We start from the raw sequence: 22,739 nt of genomic DNA, 5'->3' as shown, positions 1-22,739 counted from the left end.
ATTATTATGACTGTTTTCCAGAGGATTTTTTTATGAAAAAAAATTATACATTTCATAAAAGGAAAGTGTGGATCGTTTTCTTTTTGTGTCTGCTGATGATCTTGTGTCTGATTGGCAGACTGATCTATCTTATGGGCTTTCGTTCGGATTATTATTATGAAAAAGCGGAGGATCTTCATGAACGGGAAAGAGACATTAAGGCCGCACGTGGTGAAATTGTGGACGCAAAGGGAAAAGTACTTGCTGCAAATAAAACAGTGTGTACGATTTCTGTAATTCACAGTCAGATAAAAGAGCCGGAAAAAGTGATCGCTCTTTTGACAGAAAAACTGGGGATATCTGAGCAGACTGTACGGAAAAAAGTAGAAAAAATTTCTTCCATAGAAAGAATACGTACAAATGTGGAGAAAGAAACAGGAGATGAAATTCGAAATGCAGGATTTGCGGGGATAAAAGTAGATGAAGATTACAGGCGTTACTATCCGATGGGGACACTCGCGTCGAAGGTGCTTGGGTTTACAGGCGGGGATAATCAGGGAATCATTGGACTGGAAGTGGAATATGATGATATTCTAAAGGGAAAACCTGGAAAAATCCTGACAACAACGGATGCGAGAGGGATTGAACTGGACGGAATCGGTGAAAACAGAGAAGAACCACAAAAAGGCTATACACTGAGAATAAGTCTGGATGCAGATATACAGAAATATGTACAGCAGGCGGCACAGAAAGTGATGGAAGAAAAACAGGCCGAGAGGGTTTCCATACTCCTTATGAATCCGCAGAATGGAGAAATTTATGCCTGTGTAAATGTTCCGGAATTTGATCTGAATGAGCCTTTTGAACTGAATTCAGGCATGGATGCAGAAGGGATGAGTGAAGAAAAAAAACAGGATCTTCTGAATCAGATGTGGAGAAATCCGTGTCTGAATGATACATATGAACCAGGATCGACTTTTAAGATCATTACGATGGCAGCCGGCCTTGCGGAAGGAGTAGTATCATTGAACGATTCTTTTTACTGCCCGGGATATAAGCTGGTGGAGGACCGGCGAATCCACTGTGCGAACCGAAGAGGCCATGGAGCACAGAATTTTGTGAAAGGTGCGGAAAATTCCTGCAATCCGGTGTTTATTGAGGTGGGATTACGGCTTGGTGCGGATAAGTACTATCAGTATTTTCGACAGTTTGGACTGATGGAAAAGACCGGGATCGATCTTCCGGGAGAGGCGGGAACGATCATGCATCAGGAAGAAAATATGGGAGAAGTGGAACTTGCGACGGTATCGTTTGGACAGTCTTTTCAGATCACACCGATTCGTCTGGCGGCAACTGTGAGTTCCCTGATCAATGGTGGAACGCAGATCACTCCTCATTTTGGAGTGGCGATTGAGTCATCAGATGGAGAAACAGTAAAGGCGCTGGAATATTCCAATGGCAGAAAGATTCTGGATGGCAAGATCTCTGAAACTGTCCGGTATATCCTGGAGCAGGTAGTTGAGGAGGGATCCGGGCGCAATGCAGCAGTGGAGGGATATCGGATCGGCGGAAAGACTGCAACATCACAGACGCTTCCCAGAAGTGCAAATCGCTATATTTCTTCGTTTCTGGGATTCGCACCGGCAAATGATCCGAAAGTTCTTGCATTGTGTATTATCCATGATCCACAGGGAATTTATTATGGAGGAACGATCGCAGCTCCCGTTGTGAGAAGTATCTTCGAAAATATACTCCCGTATCTGGGAGTTGATAAATCAGACGAAAAGCCTTATAATCAAACGTAATAAAAAACGAAAGAATGATAAGAGGTGTGAGGATGAATATTCAAGTTGTATTCCCGGTACTGATCTCATTTGCGATCAGTGTGATCCTGGGACCAGTCATCATCCCGTTTCTGAGAAAACTCAAGATGGGACAGACAGAACGAGTGGAAGGTGTGCAGTCGCATCTGAAAAAGGCAGGAACTCCGACAATGGGTGGAGTGATCTTTCTGATCGCTGCAGTGGTTACTTCTCTGTTCTATGTAAAAGACTATCCGGCAATTATTCCGGTACTGTTTCTGACACTTGGATTTGGAATCATCGGTTTTCTGGATGATTATCTGAAAGTTGTACTGAAACGTTCAGACGGACTGCTGGCATGGCAGAAATTTGGACTGCAGGTCGTTGTGACCGGTATTTTTGTTTTTTATATCCTGAACTATACAAATATTGATCTTGCAATGCGTATCCCATTCTGGCCGGATCATTATCTGAACCTTGGATGGTTTGCGATTCCGGTGCTGTTTTTTGCTGTGATCGGTACTGTAAACGGTGTGAACTTTACAGATGGCCTGGATGGACTGGCTTCCAGCGTGACTTTGATCGTAGCGGTATTTTTTACCGTAGTTTCCATTGGAACAAAGAGCGGGATCGAACCTGTGACAGGAGCCGTTGTCGGTGGACTGATGGGATTCCTTCTGTTTAATGTATATCCGGCAAAAGTGTTTATGGGAGATACCGGTTCTCTGGCACTGGGCGGATTTGTGGCAGGTGCTGCATATATGATGCAGATGCCGCTGTTTATTTTGCTGATCGGTCTGATTTATCTGGTAGAAGTACTTTCTGTCATGATTCAGGTAACTTATTTTAAAGCTACTCATGGCAAACGTATCTTTAAAATGGCGCCAATCCATCATCATTTTGAACTGTGTGGATGGTCAGAAACGAGAGTTGTAGCAGTATTTTCTGTAATTACTGCTGTTATGTGCCTGATCGCACTTCTGGCGTTATAAGATGTCCGGACAAAAAGGTCAAAATCCACATGAGCTTGCTCATAGGTAATAAGGAGGAAATTAAAATGAATTTACAGGGGAAAAAAGTGCTTGTATTTGGTTCCGGAAAAAGTGGAATCGGTGCAGCAGAGCTTCTGGCGAAAGTAGGGGCGCAACCTGTCATTTATGATGGAAATAAAGATCTTGATAAAGAGACTGTAATAAAAAAAGTTCCAGATTGCAACAATATTGAAGTATATGCAGGAGAACTTCCGGAAGAAGTGCAGAAGAGACTGGATCTGGCAGTGCTGAGTCCTGGTGTACCGACGGATATTCCGCTTGTAAAGAGCTTTTATGAACAGGGACTTCCGGTATGGGGTGAGGTAGAACTTGCGTATCGTACCGGCAAGGGAAGAGTATTGGCAATTACAGGAACAAATGGCAAAACAACTACAACAGCTCTTCTGGGAAAGATTATGAGTGATGCAGAAGATTCTGTTTTTGTAGTAGGAAATATTGGAACTCCATATACATCAAAGGCACTGGAAATGAAAGATAGCTCCACAACAGTGGCCGAGATCAGCAGTTTCCAGCTGGAAACGATCGAAGAGTTTGCGCCGAAGGTAAGTGCAATCCTGAATATTACGGAAGACCATCTGAACAGACACCATACGATGGAAGAATATATCCGCGTCAAAGAACTGATCGTCAAAAATCAGACAGCAGAGGATTACTGTATCCTGAACTATGAAGATGAAGTGCTTCGTGAGTTTGGCAGACACATTGTTCCGAAAACTGTGTATTTTTCAAGCGTGAGAAAACTGGACGAGGGTATTTATCTGGATGGAGATCTGATCGTACTGAAAACAGCAGACGAAGAAATCCCTCTGGTACATACAGGAGAACTGAAACTTCTCGGACAGCACAATTTTGAGAATGTTATGGCGGCATCTGCAATGGCATATTATGCAGGTGTGTCTGTGGAAAATATCCGTAAGAGCATCTGTGCGTTCACAGCAGTAGAACACCGCATTGAATATGTCATGGAGAAAAATGGTGTTGCATATTATAATGATTCCAAGGGAACCAATCCTGATGCAGCAATAAAAGGAATCCAGGCAATGAACCGTCCGACGCTCCTGATCGGTGGTGGTTACGACAAAGGTTCCAGTTATGATGAGTGGCTGAATTCTTTTGACGGGAAGGTAAGATATCTGGTGCTGATCGGCCAGACGCGTGACAAGATCAAAGAGGCGGCAGAACGTCTTGGTGTCTGCCCATGCATTCTCTGTGAAAATCTTGAGGAGGCAGTAAAGATATGTGCCGAAAAAGCCAATCCTGGTGATGCGGTACTTCTTTCACCGGCATGTGCAAGCTGGGGACAGTTTGATAATTATGAACAGCGTGGAGACATGTTCAAAGAATATGTAAGAGCATTGTAATATAAGACCAGACTTCTGTGACGGAAGTCTGGTCTTTGCATATATTAACTGTAAGAGACTCTGTGGGAGTGGATCATTTGGATGAAATTCACGTGATTGGGGGAAACTGTCTTAAGGGCAGCATAACTGTGCAGGGATCAAAAAATACAGTACTTCCGATCATGGCTGCATCACTGCTTCAGAGGGAAATCTGTGTTCTGAGAGGCTGTCCGCGTATTCTTGATGTCTGTTATATGGAAGAAATCCTTCACATTCTGGGAGTCGTTACCTGGTGGAAGGGCCATGATCTGTATCTTGACTGCAGCAAAGTCTGTGGAATGGAAATTGCCTCGGAATATACAGGAAGAATGCGTTGTTCTGTGATTCTGCTGGGAGCACTTCTCGGCAGAAACCAAAGAGGTGTGATCGGTTATCCGGGTGGCTGCGTGATCGGAAAACGTCCGATAGATCTTCATCTGTATGCGCTGAAAAGTCTGGGTGCGATAATTTCAGAAAAAAACGGAAAAATTCAGGCAGATTGCAAAAAGCTGAAAGGGCAGGAGATAAATTTTCCTGACAGAAGTGTAGGGGCCACGGAACAGGCACTGCTTGCAGCTGTTCTGGCTGAAGGAGAGACCGTACTCAGAAATTGTGCAAGAGAACCTGAGATTACATGGCTTTGCAGATTTCTGCAAAAGATGGGAGCGCGGATCTGGCATGAGAAAGAAGGGTGCATCCGGGTTCAGGGAGTGACCTCTCTTCACGGGACAGAGATGCTAATACCGGCAGACCGGATCGTTACGGGAACATATCTTTGCGCGGCTGCAGCTTCGCGTGGATCAGTGACTGTGGAGAATGCACCTGAGGGAGAAATGGAGGCGTTCCTTGAAGTATATCGGAAAATGGGTGGACAATATGAATGGAAGAGTGGTAAACTAATAGCGAATGGAGCCGGAATACAATTTTCGGTTCCGTTTCTGGAAACAGAAGCTTATCCGGGATTCCCGACAGATCTTCAGTCACCACTGCTGGCAGTACTGACTACAGTTCCGGGAATAAGCCGCATAAGGGAGAATATATTTGAGAACCGGTTTAAGATATGCAGTGAACTTACAAAAATGGGGGCACACATAGAAGTTAGGGGAAGCGAAGTAAAGATCTGTGGAAGCAGACTAAAGGGATGCAGGCTGCGGGCAGAGGAACTGAGAGGTGGAGCAGCGCTAGTGATCGCGGCTCTTGCAGCAGATGGAGAATCTGTGATAGAGGGTGTTCCTTTTATCCGAAGAGGGTATGAAGACATTTGCAGAGATTTGAGGTACCTTCAGGCAGAAATCTATATGGAGGATATCTTATCGGTTTGAGTTAATATGAGTTCAGAGGATACAGGTATTAGTTTTTTATGAGAACATCCAATTACAGGAAATTTAAAATAACAAAAAAACAGGCGAAACTGGTCGGAGGAGCTGCTGCTGTTGCTGTTCTGGCCGGGATTATTTTTTTCTTTGCTTTTTTTCATGTGTCAAAGGTGGAAGTGATGGAAAGTAACCACTATACAAAAGAAGAACTGAAGGAAATGGTTCTTACAGGAGCTTTTTCTTCTAATTCTGTTCTGGCACCGATCACGTGTTCAAAAAATAATGTGCAGGGTGTGCCATATATTGAAGGATATTCCGTCAGCAGATCCGGTCGGAACTCGATCGTGATCAGTGTCCGTGAGAAAAGTGTAGTGGGTTGTATCCCATATCTTGACAGCTATGTGTATTTTGATCGAAATGGAATGTTTGTAGAAGGCGACAAGACCAGGGATGAGTCTGTCCCCTATTTTGAGGGTATTCAGGTAAAAAAAGTTGTTATGAATGAAAAACTTCCGATTAAGGATGCTGTTCTAAATACTGCGGTTGCACTTTCTACGATTTTTGCAAAAAATGATCTTCAGCCAGATTATATCCAGCTGGAGGATGATTCCACCATAGACCTTATTTATGGAGACATCATGGTAAAACTTGGAAAAGATAAATATCTGGAAGATAAAATGTCCAGAATGGTTGCGATTCTTCCACAGATTACGGGTGAGAAGGGGATCCTTCATATGGAGAATATCACAGAAAGTTCTAAAACAGTGACTTTTGAAAAAGAGGAAGAGGAAGTAACTGCAGAGAACTGGACCGGAGGTTATGATGAAAATGGTGATTATACCGGTGATGGTGAATACGATGAAAATGGCAATTATGTAGGAGCAAAACCAAAGACGGCACTTGATTATGCAAAAGAAAACTGGGTAGGCGGTTATGACGAAGAAGGCGATTATACAGGTTCCGGTGAATATGATGAAAATCTGAACTATGTTGGATCGGAGCCGACGCAGGAACTTCTGGATAGCTTTGGAGACTGGACAGGCGGATATAATGAATCCGGTGGCTTTGACGGTGTCAGCGAGTATGACAAAGATGGCAACTACGTGGGACCTATGCCGGATAATGACGGCACTTCTTCAGGTGATACTTCGGAGGAAGATTCAGAAGAAGACAGTTCTGATACGAATACAGATTCCTCGGATGAAGATACTGAGAGCTACAGTGATGAAGAGTCGGATGGCTGGGATCAGGGAGATACAGATGAGGAATCTTATGAGTGATGGAAATGGCGAATAATAGTGAAAAAAGTATAAAAAAACAAAAATAGTAGTTGATTAATTCGAAAAAAAAATATATGATATATCTATATGCAGCCTGATACGCTGATATCAGGTAAATAAAGGAGGAAGTACATTGTTAGAGATTATGTCAAATGAAGCTGAGTCCTCTGCAAAGATTATTGTAATCGGTGTAGGCGGGGCTGGTAATAATGCAGTTAACAGAATGGTGGAAGAAGCCATCGGAGGAGTTGAGTTTGTTGGTGTAAATACTGATAAACAGGCCCTGACACTTTGCAAAGCTCCAACAGTACTTCAGATTGGTGAAAAGATTACAAAAGGCCTTGGCGCCGGTGCACAGCCGGAAGTTGGTCAGAAGGCCGCTGAAGAGAGCATAGAAGAAGTAAAACAGTTGATCGAAGGCGCTGACATGGTATTTGTTACCTGTGGAATGGGTGGTGGTACCGGTACAGGTGCAGCTCCTGTTATTGCAGCAGCAGCTAAGGAAATGGGAATCCTGACCGTTGGCGTTGTAACAAAACCTTTCCGTTTTGAAGCAAAAACACGTATGAACAATGCTCTTACAGGAATCGAGAATCTGAAGAAAGCTGTTGATACATTGATCGTTATCCCGAACGACAAACTGCTTGAGATCGTAGACCGTCGTACAACTATGCCGGAAGCACTTCGCAAAGCTGACGAGGTTCTGCAGCAGGCTGTCCAGGGAATTACAGACCTGATCAATCTGCCGGCACTGATCAACCTTGACTTCGCGGATGTTCAGACAGTTATGACAGATAAAGGAATCGCACATATCGGTATTGGTGAGGCCAGAGGAGATGACAAGGCTATGGAAGCTGTTCAGCAGGCTGTATCCTCTCCGCTGCTTGAGACAACCATCAAAGGTGCTACTCATGTGATCATCAATATTTCCGGAGATATTTCTCTTATGGATGCAAATGATGCAGCAAGCTATGTACAGGAGCTGACAGGTGAAGATACAAACATCATCTTTGGTGCTATGTATGATGATTCTGTTGCAGACTATGCTAAGATCACAGTTATTGCGACCGGATTATCCGATACAGCTGCAAAGACCACTCCATTTGGTACAAGAAGCAATACAACACCATTTGGTGTACGTAAACCGGCAGCAGGTACATCTGCATCGTCTTCCAGTACAATGTCTATGCCAAGCTTCAGTCTGCCGACTATGAACAATGGTTCTTATACAGGCAAAGTTCCGACCAGCACAGTACAGAAGAAAGATATCCAGATTCCGGATTTCCTGAGAAACAGATAGGAAGCGACAGGATTAGAAACTGAATGATTCAGACATAAAAAAGACGCTGTTTGATGCAGCGTCTTTTTGAGAGTAAGGATCAGCATTTGCAGGAGAAGGTATTACATTTTGTTTCGTTACATCCGTCTGTGCTGCATCCGACCACATCAATAGCAGAAGCCGTACATTTGCGCTGATCGTTATAGGTACATTCCTGAGCTTTACAGTCGATGTTGATTTTTTCACAGCCGCAGTGATGAGCTTTGCTGTTTGTCATACCGGCAGTCGCGCGGTCACGAAAACTTCCACAGTTTGTTTCATCTGCACGATGAGCATTATCTCCTGTAATCTCAATATCGCCTCTGGAACAGAGCTCATTTTCATTGTAAAGACATTTTGTGGCACTACATTTCAGAATTGTCATAATAGAAGCCTCCTTCTTATATAATGATATGATTATGCATAACAGCAAACGTCATGCAGGAATAGTATGCGCTGAAAAAATAAAAATATGTATAAAAAATAACTTGACATTATATAAAAGACATGATATCTTTTTAAAGTACGTGGAAAACAAAGCAGAGTTTCACTCTCACCTCAGCGCATATAATGCGGCTCAGGTTGATATATCGCAGCAGGCTGATCTACAGAGATCGGGGAATGCACAGAGATAAAAATGAAAAAGAGATTTCATTTGGTTATCCCTGGATATAGCAGAGTGTGGAAACTGTCCATACTCTTTTTTGTTTTCATAAGACAGGGTGGAGTTACTGTTCCTATACAGTAGCTGAGAGATTCAGGTTTATCATTTATTTAAATGTATGGAGGTGTACTACAATTAGCAATTTAATGATTAACGAACAGATCAGAGACAAAGAGGTACGTTTGATCGGACCGGATGGAGCACAGCTTGGAATCGTTTCTTCAAGAGAAGCATTTGCAAAGGCTCAGGAAGCCGGACTTGATCTTGTTAAAATCGCACCGCAGGCAAAGCCGCCGGTTTGTAAGATTATCGACTACGGCAAGTATCGTTATGAGCTCTCCCGTAAGGAAAAAGAAGCTAAGAAAAAACAGAAGACAATTGACATCAAGGAAGTACGTCTTTCTCCAAACATTGATACAAATGACCTGAAGACGAAGGTCAATGCAGCAAGAAAATTTCTTTCTAAAGGAGACCGTGTCAAGGTTACATTACGTTTCCGTGGAAGAGAAATGGCACATATGGCAAGCAGCAAACATGTACTTGATGATTTTGCAGAACTTCTTGCAGATGTGGCAGTTGTTGAGAAAGCCCCTAAGATTGAAGGCAGAAGCATGACAATGTTTCTCAGCGAAAAGCGTTAAGCAGTTATCACAGACAGCGTGTTTTGGCACGTGTTCTTGATAATAAGAAATAAAAAACAGTACCACGAATTAAGGAGGAAATAATTATGCCTAAGATTAAAACTTGTAGAGCAGCAGCAAAACGTTTCAAAAAAACCGGAACCGGAAAAATCATGAGAAATAAAGCTTATAAGAGCCATATCTTAACAAAGAAATCTCAGAAGAGAAAGAGAAATCTGAGAAAAGCTACTGTTGTTGATTCTACAAACCTTAAGAACATTAAGAAAGCACTGCCTTATTTATAATAATAAGCAGCAGATGATATTGGAAGACGAACAGGAGGAAATAAGAAATGGCAAGAATTAAAGGCGGATTAAACGCAAAGAAAAGACATAACCGTACATTAAAACTGGCAAAGGGTTACAGAGGAGCCCGTTCCAAACAGTATAGAGTAGCAAAACAGTCTGTTATGAGAGCACTTGCAAGCTCCTATGCAGGACGTAAACAGAAAAAACGTCAGTTCAGACAGCTCTGGATCGCTCGTATCAATGCAGCAGCAAGAATGAACGGACTTTCCTACAGCAAAATGATGCACGGACTTAAAGTTGCAAACATCGATATCAACAGAAAGATGCTTGCTGAACTTGCAGTAAACGATGCAGAAGGATTTGCAGCACTTGCTGAAATCGCTAAAAAAGCAGTAGCATAAGTAATAAGATTATGGGGCCGTGGAGTTCGATATTGAACCACGGTCTTTTTTTGAACTCAATGTCCGCTCAAAGACAACAAGAGTTCTTGAGAAAAATACAAAATATTAAATAAATCTAAAATTTTTGCTTGCAATCGTAGAAACTGAATGCTATAATCAAATACATTAAAGCTTTAGCGAGTGAAAGCGACGCAGAGCTAATATAAGATAGGAGGATCTTATTATGAAAAATATGAAGAGAGTACTTGCAGTAACAGCAGCAGTAGCTATGACAGCAGCAATGATGCCAACAGCAGTATTTGCAGATGAAGCGGAGACATTTAAGATTGGTGTTATTGGACCGATGACAGGAGATTATGCACAGTATGGACTTGGTGTATATCATGCAGTACAGCTTGCAGCTGAAGAAGTAAATGCAAACGGCGGATTCAACGGATATAATGTTGAAGTTCTTGCTGCAGGAGATGACCAGGGAGACCCGGAAAAAGCAGTCAATGCATACAATGACCTTCTCGACAAAGGAATGCAGATGCTTTGTGGTACAGTAACATCTGGTGCATGTATTGCAGTTGGTGCCGAAGCAGCAGAGAGCACATTCCTCTTTACACCATCTGGTACAGCAGTTGATTGTATCACCTCCGGAAGCAATGAATTCCGTATGTGCTTTACAGACCCGGCACAGGGAACAAAATCTGCTGAATTTATCGGTAAACATAAGCTGGCAACAAAGGTAGCAGTTCTTTATGATTCTTCCGCAGATTACAACTCAGGTGTTAATGATGCATTTGTTGCAGCAGCTGAGGATAACGGACTTGAAGTTGTAGCTGACGAAGCTTACACAGCAGACAGCAATACAGACTTCTCTGTACAGCTTAAAAAGATCAAAGACAGTGGAGCAGAGCTCCTGTTCCTTCCTAACTACTATTCAGACAACGCTCTGATTCTTCAGCAGGCACATGACGCTGGAATGGATGATATGAAGAAATTCGGTGTAGATGGTATGGACGGTATCCTTGGAGTAGAAAACTTTGATACTTCACTTGCAGAAGGCGTTATGCTTCTGACACCATTCTCAGCTACATCTGATGATGAAAAATCCAAAGCATTTGTAGATGCTTATGAAGCAGCAAACAAAGATGAAGTTCCGAACCAGTTCGCAGCAGATGCATATGATGTAATCTATGCTATGCAGCTTGCAGCAAACGATGCAGGAATTACACCGGATATGTCCAACGAAGATATCAGCGCAGCAATGTCTGCATCCATGCTGAACATCGAGCTTGATGGTCTGACAGGTAAAGCTAAATGGACAGAAGATGGTGAATGTGACAAAGAGCCAAAAGCTTTTGAGATCAAAGACGGCGCTTACGTAGAAATGCAGTAAGCAGTCAGATACTGAAATTCAGAGGACGGGGGACGGCTTCCTGTTATCACAGGGCCGTCCCCTTTCTTGCGCTAATATGACATATTATTAAAGAGGTGCACTATGAGTTTTTTATCATATTTAAAAGATGGAATAAGCCTGGGCAGCATCTATGCGATCATCGCACTTGGATATACGATGGTGTATGGTATCGCCAAAATGCTTAATTTTGCCCATGGTGACGTTATCATGGTAGGTGCGTATGTGATACTTACCGCTGTTACAAGAGGAGGAATGTCTCCGGTTCTGGCCGTAGGGCTTTCAGTAATATTCTGTACAGTTCTTGGTGTTGTGATTGAGAAGGTTGCATACAGCCCGCTTCGTAAAGCATCTTCCAACCTGGCCGTACTGATCACTGCGATCGGTGTCAGTTATCTTCTGCAGAACCTTGCACTGTTGATCTTTGGTGCAGATGCAAAGAGTTTCGTAACAGTTGTGGATGTACCATCCGTTACACTGTTTAATGGAGAACTTACGATCAAAGGTATTACGATTGTAACAATTCTTGCATGTGTTGTGATCATGGTAGGACTTACTCTTTTTGTTAAAAAGACAAAACCTGGCCGTGCAATGCTGGCAGTCTCAGAAGACCGTGATGCCGCACAGCTTATGGGAGTTAATGTCAATGCAACGATTTCCCTGACATTTGCTATTGGTTCAGGACTTGCTGCGATCGCAGGTCTTCTGCTCTGTCAGACATATCCGACTCTGACACCATATACAGGTGCCATGCCTGGTATCAAAGCTTTCGTAGCAGCTGTATTTGGTGGTATCGGATCTATTCCAGGAGCAATGGTCGGTGGAATCCTCCTTGGTGTGATTGAGATCTTCGGCAAGGCTTACATCTCTTCACAGGTTGCAGATGCTATCTGCTTTGCAGTTCTGATCGTGGTACTTCTTGTAAAACCTACCGGATTGTTCGGCAAGAACATCCAGGAGAAAGTATAAGGGGTGGACGATATGAAGAATATGAACAAAACAACCAAAAACAATCTGATCAATTATGGACTGGTATTAGTCCTGTTTGTCATCGTTGAAATACTTTCAGCTACAGGAAATCTTTCAAACCTTCTGAAGGGACTTATGGTTCCATTGTGTGTATACACGATTGCATCAATCTCCCTGAATCTGGTCGTAGGATTTTCAGGCGAGCTTAGTCTTGGCCATGCAGGCTTTATGTGTGTAGGTGCATATTCCAGTGCATTGTTTTCTCATATTGCCAGTGATATCCCGCAGGTTCCGAGATTTATTCTTGCGATTCTGGTTGGTGCAGCGGTGGCAGCTGTATTTGGTGTCATTATCGGTATTCCGGTACTCAGACTCCGTGGCGACTATCTGGCTATTGTAACACTGGCTTTTGGTGAGATTATTAAAAACCTGATCAATATCCTCTATGTTGGAATTGATGACAGTGGCCTTCACGTAGCTACAAGTTCCGCAGCTCTCAAGCTTGGAACAGGTGGTAAACAGATCCTGAAGGGCGCACTTGGTATTTCAGGAACAGGTGCACTTTATAAAGATGTAAAGCATTATTTCTTCCCGATTGGAATTGTGCTTGTCCTTCTGACATTATTTATCGTACAGAATCTGGTAAATTCCAGAAGCGGACGTGCGATCACAGCAACAAGAGATAACCGTATTGCAGCAGAATCGGTAGGTATTGATGTTACAAAATTCAAACTTCTTGCATTTACAGTTTCAGCAGCTCTTGCCGGAGTGGCAGGTGTGCTTTATGCACATAATCTTTCCATGCTGAAGGTTTCAGGATTTGATTATAATATGTCTATTCTGATTCTGGTATATGTTGTGCTTGGTGGTATTGGAAATCTTCGCGGCTCCATTATTGCAACAGTTATTCTGTATGCACTTCCGGAACTGCTTCGTGGGTTTGCGAATTACCGTATGCTGATCTATGCAATTGTACTGATTGTTATGATGCTCTTTAACTGGGCTCCTGCAGCAAGAAACTGGAGAGCGCGTATGGTTGAAAAATTCAAAGGAACAGCAAAGAAAAAGGAGGCAGCTTAACTATGGCAATGTTAGAGGTAAATCATCTGGCTATTCAGTTCGGCGGTCTTCGCGCAGTTGACGGATTCAATGTATCTATCGAAAAGGGTCAGCTGTATGGCCTGATCGGACCGAATGGTGCAGGAAAAACAACAATTTTTAACCTTCTTACAGGCGTTTACAAACCGACAGAGGGTATTATCAAACTGGATGGACAGGACATCACAGGAAAGAGCACGATTGAGATCAACAAAGCAGGTATAGCGCGAACCTTCCAGAATATTCGTCTGTTTAAAGAAATGACGGTTCTTGACAACGTTAAAGTAGGACTGCATAATCACCATTCCTATTCCACACTGACCGGAATTCTGAGACTTCCGAAGTATCACAAAGTCGAGAAAGAAATGAATGAAAAAGCAATGGAGATCCTGAAGGTATTCGATCTTGATAAGGAAGCGCAGACCCTTGCAGGAAACCTTCCATATGGTAAACAGCGTAAACTTGAGATTGCCAGAGCACTGGCAACAGATCCGAAGCTTCTTCTTCTCGACGAGCCGGCAGCCGGTATGAATCCGAATGAAACACAGGAACTGATGGACACTATCCGTTTTGTGCAGGAACATTTTGATATGACAACTCTTCTGATCGAACATGATATGAAGCTGGTTGGCGGTATCTGCGAAGAACTGACTGTACTGAACTTCGGACAGGTGCTTGCGCAGGGTGAGACATCCAAAGTCCTGAAGGATCCGACAGTTATCACCGCATATCTGGGAGAATAGGAGGAAAATCAAATGTCAATGTTGGAAGTAAAAGATCTCCAGGTTTATTATGGTGTTATCCAGGCATTAAAAGGGATTTCCTTTCGTGTAGAGAAGGGAGAGGTCATTGCTCTGATCGGTGCAAATGGTGCAGGTAAAACAACTACCCTGCAGACTCTGACAGGAATTATTCCGGCAAAAGCAGGAAGCATTGTTTTTGAAGGAAAAGACCTGACAAAGACACCGGCCCACAAGATCGTTGAGATGGGGATGGCTCATGTGCCGGAGGGAAGACGTGTATTTGCAGATATGTCCGTATACGAAAACCTTCTGATGGGAGCTTATACAAGAAAAGATAAAAATGAGATCGCTCAGAGCCTTGAGATGGTATACAAAAGATTTCCACGTCTGAAAGAGCGTACCGGCCAGCGTGCGGGTACACTTTCCGGTGGGGAGCAGCAGATGCTTGCCATGGGACGTGCGCTGATGAGCAAACCGAGGATCATCCTTATGGATGAGCCATCAATGGGTCTGTCACCGATCTTTGTAAATGAGATCTTTGATATTATCAAAGAAGTAAGTGAGAGTGGAACAACGGTTCTGCTTGTTGAGCAGAATGCGAAGAAAGCACTTTCTATCGCAGACAGAGCATACGTTCTCGAGACAGGAAGTATCACTCTGGAAGGAAAAGCAGATGATCTGCTTCATGATGAATCCGTCCAGAAAGCATATCTGGGCGAGTAGGGAGGAAATTAATATGGATCATGTAGTGATCACAATTGCAAGACAGTATGGAAGCGGTGGACGTACCGTAGGAAAGATGCTGGCAGAACGTCTGGGAATCTCTTTTTATGATAAACAGATCATTCATATGGCATCTGATGAAAGTGGGATTGATGTAAATCTCTTTGGAAAAATTGAAGCAGGAGATAAGATCAAATCATCTCTGTTCGGAAATAAGAGCAGCATTTATAAAGGGGATCTGGTCCTTCCGGGAAATAAAGATTTTATTTCTGATGAAAATTTGTTTAATTATCAGGCAAAAGTTGTTAATGATCTTGCAGAAAAAGAATCCTATGTAATTGTCGGACGATGTGTCAATTATGTTTTCAAGGACAGACCGAATACATTGCGTGTATTCATTCATGCACCATGGGAGTTCCGTGTAGAGCAGGCATCTCAGAAGATCTCCGGATCAAGAGAGGATGTCGAGAAATTCCTTCTCAAAGATGATAAGCGTAAACAGGATTATTATCGTAAATTTGCAGGTGGTCAGTGGAGTGATGCCACGAATTATGATCTCTGTCTGAACAGTGGAAAACTCGGATTTGACAAATGTGTGGATGCAATTGAAACACAGCTGAAGATCATGCTTGGTAAATAAAATACAGGATCATTACAGAGCACTGAGGGCTTTTTACGAGCCCCGGTGCTTTTTTTCTGCCACTTTTCATATACTGAACAGAAGGATAGTTATGTCTGGGATTTGAAACCGGAATATGAAAAAAAGAAAAGCAGGAATTGGGATATTGGTGATCGTACTGATCATAACTGCGGTGCGAGTAAAAAGTATGGACTCACACCGTATTTCAGGCAGAATCCTGGCTGAAAATATAGCAGGTCCGGGGATGATGCGGCTGGTGGAGCAATCCATGCAGGCCCAGGCACAAAAAACATCAGTTACGGAAATAGCTGTGAAAGAATGGAAGCATCCGCAGGCGGCACTGACATTTGACGACGGACCGGATATCAGATATACACCACTTCTTCTGGATGGTCTGAAAGAGCGGAATGTCAGAGCTTCTTTTTTTCTTCTTGGAGAGAAGGTTGAACAGTATCCGGAGCTTGTAGAACGGATGCAGAAAGAAGGGCATCTGGTAGGAAACCATACTTATCATCATGTACAGCTGGATAAACTGAATGAGACGAAGGCAAGGGAAGAAATCCTGAAAACAAATAATCTGATCTATGAGACAACAGGTGTTTATCCACTGTACCTGCGCCCGCCGTTTGGTGCCTGGAAGAAAAATCTGGAACTATGTGTGGAGATGCTTCCTGTATTCTGGACGATCGATACACTGGACTGGAAAGTGAAGAACACAGAAAAGATTGTCCGTACCGTGAAGGAACAGATTGAGGATGGTGCAATCATTCTGATGCATGATGAATATGATACTTCTGTCGAAGCTGCACTGCAGGTTGCTGATGATCTGAAGGCGCAGGGATATCAACTGGTGACAGTAGACCAGTTGATCCTGCCGTAAAATCCAGAACAGGATGCTGCACATAGTAACACATAAGAAAACAACCGTTTGGGTTTTGATTGCTTTTTCGCGGGATTTTCGTTATACTGTAAGACAGAGGCTGACACACAGAGGATTACTGGGGTATCAGTACCGGAAAACAAAGGAGCTGTGCATATGGGACGTTTTTTCAGTATGGACAATAAGTTTTTTACATTTATGAATAAGGTGGCAGATCTTTGTATCCTGAATATTATCTGTCTGGTCTGCTGTATTCCGATCGTTACTGCCGGAGCATCTATTACGGCTATGTATTATGTGACACTGAAGATGGTCCGGAATGAGGAAGCTTATATTGTTCGGAGCTTTTTTAAATCTTTTAAAGATAATTTCAAACAGGCGACAATTATTAATCTGATCATGATCGCCGTTGGTGCGGTTCTTTATCTGGATCTGAATGTTGCAAAAAATATGCCTGGAAGTGCCGGTCAGATTTTTCATGTAATCTTTATGGCATTTGTGATCATATATTATGTACTGCTTTTATATGTTTATCCGATTCTTGCCAGGTTTTACAATACGATCCGTAATACGATCAAAAATGCACTGTTCATGGCAATCCGCCATCTTCCGTATACAGTTGTCATGGTACTGATCGGACTTTGTCCGCTGCTGTTGTTATTTATAGGCTCTTATCAGATACAGTCCACGTTGTTTGTTCTGTTTCTGGTCATGGGATTCGGAGTGATCGCGTACTGTAATTCCTTCTTCCTTGTAAAAATATTTGATCTTTATATGCCGAAGGAAGAAAATGAAGAACAGAAAAGCGAAGGCACAGAAGTATGAATACAGATGCGGTGACACAGCAGAAGAACTGGAATGGAAAGCCGTATCATTCGCTGGATCATATGCTTAGGGAAAGGTTCGGAGAAAAAGTTTATAAGGTGACTCTGAACGGAGGAATGTCCTGTCCCAACCGGGATGGTAAGCTTGGCAGCAGAGGCTGTATTTTCTGCAGTGCCGGTGGAAGTGGGGATTTTGCAGCAGATGCGGAGCTGTCGGTAACAGAGCAGATCGACAGTCAGATCGCATTGCTTTCTGCAAAGCGGCCGATCCATAAATATATTGCTTATTTTCAGGCATATACCAATACGTATGCACCGGTGGAATACCTGCGGAAAATCTTTACAGAAGCGCTTGCGCATCCGTCAGTGGTCGCATTATCCATCGGAACGAGACCGGATTGTCTTGGCGAGGATGTACTGGATCTCCTGAATGAACTGAACCAGAGGAAACCGGTATGGGTAGAACTTGGACTTCAGACGATGCATGAGCGTACCGCTGCCTATATTCGACGAGGATATCCTCTTTCCTGTTTTGAAGATGCAGTACAGAATTTACGGAAGCGCCAGATTGAGGTGATCGTGCATACGATACTGGGACTGCCGGGAGAATCAGAAAAAGACATTCTGGAGACAATGCAGTATCTGAATGGACAGGATATTCAGGGAATTAAACTGCAGCTTCTGCATGTGCTGAAGGGAACCGATCTGGCAGAGGATTACCTGGCCGGGAAATTCCGGGTCTACGAAAGAGAAGAATATCTGAATTTACTGATAGATTGTCTGGAATATCTGGATCCTTCAATCGTTATTCACAGAATGACGGGAGATGGACCGGAGAAGCTGCTTATCGCACCATTGTGGGCAAGCCGGAAGCGGGAAGTTCTGAATCTTCTTCATCACGAAATGAAGGTTCGTAACAGCTGGCAGGGCAAACAGCTGCAATAAGAAGCGAGAAGCCTGACTTGTGTGAGAAAGAGGTGATTGAAATGGCAGAACCATTTACAACTTATAAACTGATCGTTTTATATATGGCGAAACATTCAAAAGAAACACTGACAAATTCTCAGATTTCAGAATTTATACTGGACAGAGATTACACAGATTATTTTCAGCTTCAGAAAGTACTTTCTGAACTGGTAGAAACAGAGCTTCTGAGAAAGCGAACAATTTCCAACAGTTCCTATTATGAGATTACGGAAGAGGGAAAAAAGACACTTTCTTATTTTGAAAAAGAACTGTCGGGTGAGATTAAGAACGAAGTAAAAGATTATCTGCAGACGCATGGCGGACAGGTGCAGGAACGCATCCTGACACCGGCAGATTATTATACGACACCACAGGGAAATTATGCAGTGCGCTGCCAGATCATTGAAAAAGATACGACAGTGCTGGATCTGACACTGGCAGCACCAAGCAGGGAAGCTGCACAGGCGATGTGCCACAGCTGGGCTAAGAAATCACAGGATATTTATGGAATGCTGATGGGAGAACTGATTTAATCAGTTCTCCCTTTTATCTTTTGTAAATATTCTTTTATCGTTTTTTCGTAGCCAAGATCACCTGGTTCATAGAAATGAGAACCTTCAATCTCAGAAGGAAGATATTGCTGATTAACATAATGATCTGGATAGTCATGAGCATATTTATATCCAATTCCCTTGCCGAGCTTTTCATGACCGCCGTAGTGAGCATCCTGCAGGTGAACCGGAACAGTTGTCTGTGTGTGTTTCACAGAATCCATGGCGGCAAAAATGGCATTGACAGCGGCATTACTCTTTGGAGCACATGCCATATAAGTGACTGCCTGAGAAAGGATGATCTGTGATTCCGGCATGCCGACACGTTCAACAGCCTGTGCGGCAGCAACGGCGACCTGCAATGCCTGTGGATCTGCATTTCCGATATCCTCTGAGGCGAGGATCATGATACGTCGGGCGATGAATTTGACATCTTCTCCGGCGTAGAGCATCTTGGCAAGATAGTAGACTGCTGCATCAGGATCGGAACCACGCATACTTTTGATAAAGGCGGATATGATATCGTAGTGATTGTCGCCTTTTTTGTCGTACTTGATGACTCGTTTCTGAATACATTCAGACGCAACATCCAGTGTCAGATGAATAGAACCATCTTCGCTTTTGGGGGTAGTAAGGATACCAAGTTCTACCGCATTCAGGGCACTGCGGGCATCACCGCCTGCCATATCAGCCAGAAATTCCAGGGCATCGTCATCAATTACGGCGCCATAATTTCCCATGCCTTTATCGCAGTCATTTACGGCTCTGAGGATCAGCGTGCGGATATTTTCATTACTGAGAGGTTTCAGTTCAAAAATGATGGAGCGGGAAAGGAGAGCTCCATTTACTTCGAAATAAGGATTTTCAGTAGTTGCACCGATCAGAATGATCGTACCGTCCTCCACAAATGGAAGCAGGTAATCCTGCTGGCCTTTGTTGAAACGGTGAATCTCATCAATGAAAAGAATCGTTTTTTTGCCATACATGCCAAGACGGTCCTGTGCCTCTTTTACGACTTCTTCCATGTCTTTCTTACCGGCGACTGTCGCATTGATCTGGGTAAAACTTGCACTGGTAGTATTTGCGATTACCTTGGCAAGGGTAGTCTTTCCGGTTCCGGGAGGTCCATAGAAAATAACAGAAGTCAGCTTGTCAGCTTTGATCGCACGGTACAGTAATTTATCTTTGCCAACGATGTGCTCCTGCCCAACGACTTCATCCAGCGTAGTCGGACGAAGCCGGGAAGCCAGTGGAGATTCGCGGTCTAGCGTTTTTGATTTTGCATATTCAAATAAATCCATAGCAGATGCTCCATTCTATGATCAGTTGGATATGTACTGAAAAATGGCATTCTTGAATACGTTGCCTTTTCAGTACGTACATTTGTTCTAAGTATACTTGATATGAGAACAAAATTCAAGTTGCTGTAAACAGGAATAAATAAAGGAAAATGAAAGATAATGTGACATGTTGATCACTGGTAATGCACTAAATTAGCACTTGCTTTTCACATGTTAAAGTGTTAAAATACCATGTATATGAAACAGAACATATAATGAATGTAACTAAAGGAGCAGGGTTATGGGTAAAAAAATCAGAACAGAAGAGGTTGACCATCTATTTGAAGCAATCCTTTGTCTGAAGAATAAGGAAGAGTGCTATACGTTTTTTGAGGATGTATGTACGATCAATGAACTTCTTTCTCTGTCACAGCGTTTTGAAGTTGCAAAGATGCTGACAGACAAACGCACATATCTGGATATTTCAGAGAAGACCGGTGCTTCCACCGCGACGATCAGCCGTGTGAACCGTTCTCTCAACTACGGAAATGACGGATATGAGATGGTCTTTTCCAGAATGAAAGAAAAAGAAACCGCAGGAAAGACAGAAGAATAAAGAAATACGGGGAAAAGGAACAGGCAATGGAATAATCCAAAGGTCTGTTCCTTTTTTGTTGCTGTGAGAAATTACTTTTGTTTTGTGGTCATATATGTATAGACACCTGCAGAGATTTTTTTGATCGTATTCTGTGCACTGGAATTATTCTTGATATTATTGGAGAGTACACAGAGCACATATGGATGCTCTTTGTCAAAGACAATGGCAATATCGTTTTCGACAACACCGAGTTTTCCGGAATCTGCAAGTTCTCCGGTTTTGTTGGCAGTTGCGGTGCCGGAAGGAACACCTGCCGGAATCTTGGCTGTCTTTGTCTGGCTCGTAAGGAGCGCAAGCATTTCGGCAGATGCTTCTGCGTTTACCAGAGAACTGTTGTAAATATCAGAGAGCAGTCGGCAGCAGTCGGAAGCACTTGTGTAATTGTCATCGGTTGGATCAGAAGCCAGGAACTCGCGGCCAAGATGCGTGGAGGTGTAGTTCCGCTCCTGACAGAACTCATTGACAATAGCAGCTCCTGTCTGAAAATCGCCTCCACCGAGCTTGCGGACCAGTTCGTTGGCAGAGTCATTGTCACTGACTGTGATCATACTGGTGAGGAGAGGTTTCAGAGTACTTTCATAATCGGATGAAACCGTAGTTCCTTCATCTGGATATATCAGTTTGTCATAAACAGCGGCCATGATAAATGCTTTGATAACACTGGCAGACTGCATGGACTGTTCGGCATTGACTGTGCTGTAGGCCTGCGTCTTCAGATCCATAGCTGCGATTGCCCAGAGTTCTCCCTGTTGTTCAAGCGGATCAGTATAGTTCTTTTCCAGCTGTGAGGTGAGATCGGCGAGGTGTTCTCCGACAGTAGTAATAGCCGGTTCGACAGTATTGAAATATGCATCGATTCCATCGGCAATTCCCCTTGCCATAGTTTCGTGATTTGCGGAATTGGTAATGTAAAGATCATCATTCTGGTTACTCATAAATCCCATTTCGAGGATGGCAACCGGAACTGTACTCCAGTTGGTACCAGTCATATTGTCGGCAGAGATGACGCCTTTGTTTGCAAGTCCGGTGGCATTGCAGTAACTGTCGATGATACAGGATGCAAGCGTATTACTTTTTTCGATGAGTTCCTTGTCCAGATACTGATTGGAACTGGTTGGGGCCATGGTAAGAGCACCGGCAGCAGAAGCACTGTTGTCACTGTTTGCATGAATGCGGACCGTGATATCGGCGCCGGATTCTGTGGCGAATTCTGCACGTTCTTTGTTGCTGATGGCCTTGTCGTTATCCTCGCGGGTCATGACAACCTTGTACCCACGAGAAGTCAGTTCTTTTTCAAGGACAAGAGAAACTTCAAGGTTGACTTCATATTCCGGAACCTTGGAGTAGTTACCGGCAGTACCGGTCGTAGCTTTATTTTTGGTCTGAGATGAACCTGGAGCCATAGGTTCCTGTGCACTCATGTCTACCCAGCTTCCCTGATGTCCCGGATCAATACAGACGGTAAACTGTCTGGAAGCGGAAGACGGAGTTGAAGCCGTGTTTGCGGCAGACCAGTCCATGCCTGAGGAAGAACCGGAAGGACTCAAAGTACCTTCGGAGTCATCTGAAGAATCGACATCGGCTTCAGTATTGGCAGAAGCATTTGGAGAAGCCGAAGATGGAGCCTTGATCATGGCCTGTCCCTGTTCGCTTTCATAGGTGGTTTCCGCAGAAGCCCAGATCGTGGCAGGAAGCAGTAAAAGCAGACATCCGGCAAGAAAAACAGATAATAGTTTGCGCATGAATATATATCCTCCCGAGAAATTTTATTTTACAAAAAGTTGTTTCCTATATGATAAACTATAATAAAAAATTTGACAAGAACGGTTCGGTGTCGTATTTACTCGAAGACTTGTCACGGGGAGCAAAAACTAAATACAAAGGAG

General features: G+C 43.4%; 23 protein-coding genes. 20 read left to right on the top strand and 3 right to left on the bottom strand.

All coding sequences use genetic code 11. The annotated features are described in order from the left end of the window. Window positions 1-32 precede the first annotated feature (32 nt). The 6 genes from NQ503_RS13975 (at window position 33) to ftsZ (ending at window position 8,108) form a co-directional block, all read left to right on the top strand. On the top strand, window positions 33-1,784 hold the full coding sequence (locus tag NQ503_RS13975; RefSeq protein WP_259892663.1) for a peptidoglycan D,D-transpeptidase FtsI family protein: 1,752 nt from the start codon (window positions 33-35) through the stop codon (window positions 1,782-1,784). Between the two features lie 32 nt (window positions 1,785-1,816). Beyond that, window positions 1,817-2,773 carry a phospho-N-acetylmuramoyl-pentapeptide-transferase gene (mraY, locus tag NQ503_RS13970; RefSeq protein WP_044926214.1) on the top strand — a complete coding sequence of 319 codons (957 nt, stop codon included), beginning with the start codon at window positions 1,817-1,819 and terminating at the stop codon, window positions 2,771-2,773. 65 nt (window positions 2,774-2,838) lie between these two features. Beyond that, window positions 2,839-4,194: a UDP-N-acetylmuramoyl-L-alanine--D-glutamate ligase gene (gene murD, locus NQ503_RS13965; protein ID WP_044926212.1), complete on the top strand. Its 1,356-nt coding sequence runs from the start codon at window positions 2,839-2,841 to the stop codon at window positions 4,192-4,194. Between the two features lie 68 nt (window positions 4,195-4,262). Next, window positions 4,263-5,534 carry a UDP-N-acetylglucosamine 1-carboxyvinyltransferase gene (gene murA / locus NQ503_RS13960; protein ID WP_334290518.1) on the top strand — a complete coding sequence of 424 codons (1,272 nt, stop codon included), beginning with the start codon at window positions 4,263-4,265 and terminating at the stop codon, window positions 5,532-5,534. Window positions 5,535-5,572: 38 nt separating this feature from the next. Next, on the top strand, window positions 5,573-6,808 hold the full coding sequence (locus NQ503_RS13955) for a cell division protein FtsQ/DivIB (protein ID WP_005427889.1): 1,236 nt from the start codon (window positions 5,573-5,575) through the stop codon (window positions 6,806-6,808). Window positions 6,809-6,953: 145 nt separating this feature from the next. Continuing rightward, complete coding sequence (ftsZ, locus tag NQ503_RS13950; protein ID WP_005427887.1) at window positions 6,954-8,108, top strand: cell division protein FtsZ; 1,155 nt, start codon at window positions 6,954-6,956, stop codon at window positions 8,106-8,108. 79 nt (window positions 8,109-8,187) lie between these two features. Here the strand turns inward: ftsZ and NQ503_RS13945 are convergent, their stop codons facing one another. Then, entirely contained in the window at window positions 8,188-8,511 is a 324-nt protein-coding gene (locus NQ503_RS13945) for a DUF1540 domain-containing protein (RefSeq protein WP_005427885.1), read from the bottom strand. 425 nt (window positions 8,512-8,936) lie between these two features. On the opposite strand from NQ503_RS13945, the gene infC reads away from it, so the two are divergent. From infC to NQ503_RS13880, 13 genes are all read left to right on the top strand, one after another. Continuing rightward, window positions 8,937-9,431, top strand: coding sequence for a translation initiation factor IF-3 (gene infC, locus NQ503_RS13940; RefSeq protein WP_005427883.1), 495 nt, complete (start codon window positions 8,937-8,939; stop codon window positions 9,429-9,431). Between the two features lie 86 nt (window positions 9,432-9,517). Continuing rightward, entirely contained in the window at window positions 9,518-9,715 is a 198-nt protein-coding gene (gene rpmI, locus NQ503_RS13935) for a 50S ribosomal protein L35 (RefSeq protein ID WP_015541985.1), read from the top strand. Between the two features lie 47 nt (window positions 9,716-9,762). After that, window positions 9,763-10,119 carry a 50S ribosomal protein L20 gene (gene rplT, locus NQ503_RS13930; protein WP_005427881.1) on the top strand — a complete coding sequence of 119 codons (357 nt, stop codon included), beginning with the start codon at window positions 9,763-9,765 and terminating at the stop codon, window positions 10,117-10,119. 223 nt (window positions 10,120-10,342) lie between these two features. Further along, window positions 10,343-11,503: an ABC transporter substrate-binding protein gene (locus NQ503_RS13925; protein WP_005427879.1), complete on the top strand. Its 1,161-nt coding sequence runs from the start codon at window positions 10,343-10,345 to the stop codon at window positions 11,501-11,503. 102 nt (window positions 11,504-11,605) lie between these two features. Then, entirely contained in the window at window positions 11,606-12,490 is an 885-nt protein-coding gene (locus NQ503_RS13920) for a branched-chain amino acid ABC transporter permease (RefSeq protein WP_005427878.1), read from the top strand. Window positions 12,491-12,502: 12 nt separating this feature from the next. After that, entirely contained in the window at window positions 12,503-13,570 is a 1,068-nt protein-coding gene (locus NQ503_RS13915; protein ID WP_005427877.1) for a branched-chain amino acid ABC transporter permease, read from the top strand. A gap of 2 nt (window positions 13,571-13,572) precedes the next feature. Then, a complete protein-coding gene (locus tag NQ503_RS13910) occupies window positions 13,573-14,331 on the top strand; it encodes an ABC transporter ATP-binding protein (RefSeq protein ID WP_005427876.1) in 759 nt (252 codons plus the stop codon). Window positions 14,332-14,343: 12 nt separating this feature from the next. Beyond that, window positions 14,344-15,054 carry an ABC transporter ATP-binding protein gene (locus NQ503_RS13905; RefSeq protein ID WP_044926205.1) on the top strand — a complete coding sequence of 237 codons (711 nt, stop codon included), beginning with the start codon at window positions 14,344-14,346 and terminating at the stop codon, window positions 15,052-15,054. 13 nt (window positions 15,055-15,067) lie between these two features. Further along, complete coding sequence (locus tag NQ503_RS13900) at window positions 15,068-15,694, top strand: cytidylate kinase-like family protein (RefSeq protein ID WP_005427869.1); 627 nt, start codon at window positions 15,068-15,070, stop codon at window positions 15,692-15,694. A 115-nt stretch (window positions 15,695-15,809) separates the two neighbouring features. Continuing rightward, complete coding sequence (locus tag NQ503_RS13895) at window positions 15,810-16,574, top strand: polysaccharide deacetylase family protein (RefSeq protein WP_005427867.1); 765 nt, start codon at window positions 15,810-15,812, stop codon at window positions 16,572-16,574. 156 nt (window positions 16,575-16,730) lie between these two features. Further along, on the top strand, window positions 16,731-17,399 hold the full coding sequence (locus NQ503_RS13890) for a YesL family protein (protein WP_005427866.1): 669 nt from the start codon (window positions 16,731-16,733) through the stop codon (window positions 17,397-17,399). Beyond that, window positions 17,396-18,343: a tRNA modification radical SAM protein MnmL/YtqA gene (gene mnmL, locus NQ503_RS13885; protein WP_005427864.1), complete on the top strand. Its 948-nt coding sequence runs from the start codon at window positions 17,396-17,398 to the stop codon at window positions 18,341-18,343. Before NQ503_RS13890 ends, mnmL begins: the two co-directional genes overlap by 4 nt. 41 nt (window positions 18,344-18,384) lie before the next feature. After that, on the top strand, window positions 18,385-18,897 hold the full coding sequence (locus tag NQ503_RS13880; RefSeq protein ID WP_005427862.1) for a DUF4364 family protein: 513 nt from the start codon (window positions 18,385-18,387) through the stop codon (window positions 18,895-18,897). Here the strand turns inward: NQ503_RS13880 and NQ503_RS13875 are convergent. Further along, window positions 18,894-20,216 (bottom strand): replication-associated recombination protein A, encoded by a 1,323-nt coding sequence (locus NQ503_RS13875; protein WP_259892656.1) that lies wholly within the window; start codon window positions 20,214-20,216, stop codon window positions 18,894-18,896. The genes NQ503_RS13880 and NQ503_RS13875 overlap by 4 nt on opposite strands. Window positions 20,217-20,496: 280 nt before the next feature. Here NQ503_RS13875 and NQ503_RS13870 point away from each other — a divergent pair, with 280 nt between their 5' ends. Beyond that, the gene (locus NQ503_RS13870) at window positions 20,497-20,811 is read left to right on the top strand and encodes a YerC/YecD family TrpR-related protein (RefSeq protein WP_005427856.1); all 315 of its coding nucleotides are present in this window, start codon (window positions 20,497-20,499) and stop codon (window positions 20,809-20,811) included. A gap of 71 nt (window positions 20,812-20,882) precedes the next feature. Here the strand turns inward: NQ503_RS13870 and NQ503_RS13865 are convergent, their stop codons facing one another. Beyond that, complete coding sequence (locus NQ503_RS13865; protein WP_005427855.1) at window positions 20,883-22,595, bottom strand: N-acetylmuramoyl-L-alanine amidase; 1,713 nt, start codon at window positions 22,593-22,595, stop codon at window positions 20,883-20,885. Window positions 22,596-22,739: the final 144 nt, after the last annotated feature.

The sequence above is a fragment of the Blautia obeum ATCC 29174 genome (assembly GCF_025147765.1).
Lineage (GTDB): Bacteria > Bacillota > Clostridia > Lachnospirales > Lachnospiraceae > Blautia_A > Blautia_A obeum.
The sequence above is the reverse complement of the archived record's forward strand: the minus strand, read 5'-3'. Positions and strand labels throughout refer to the sequence as shown.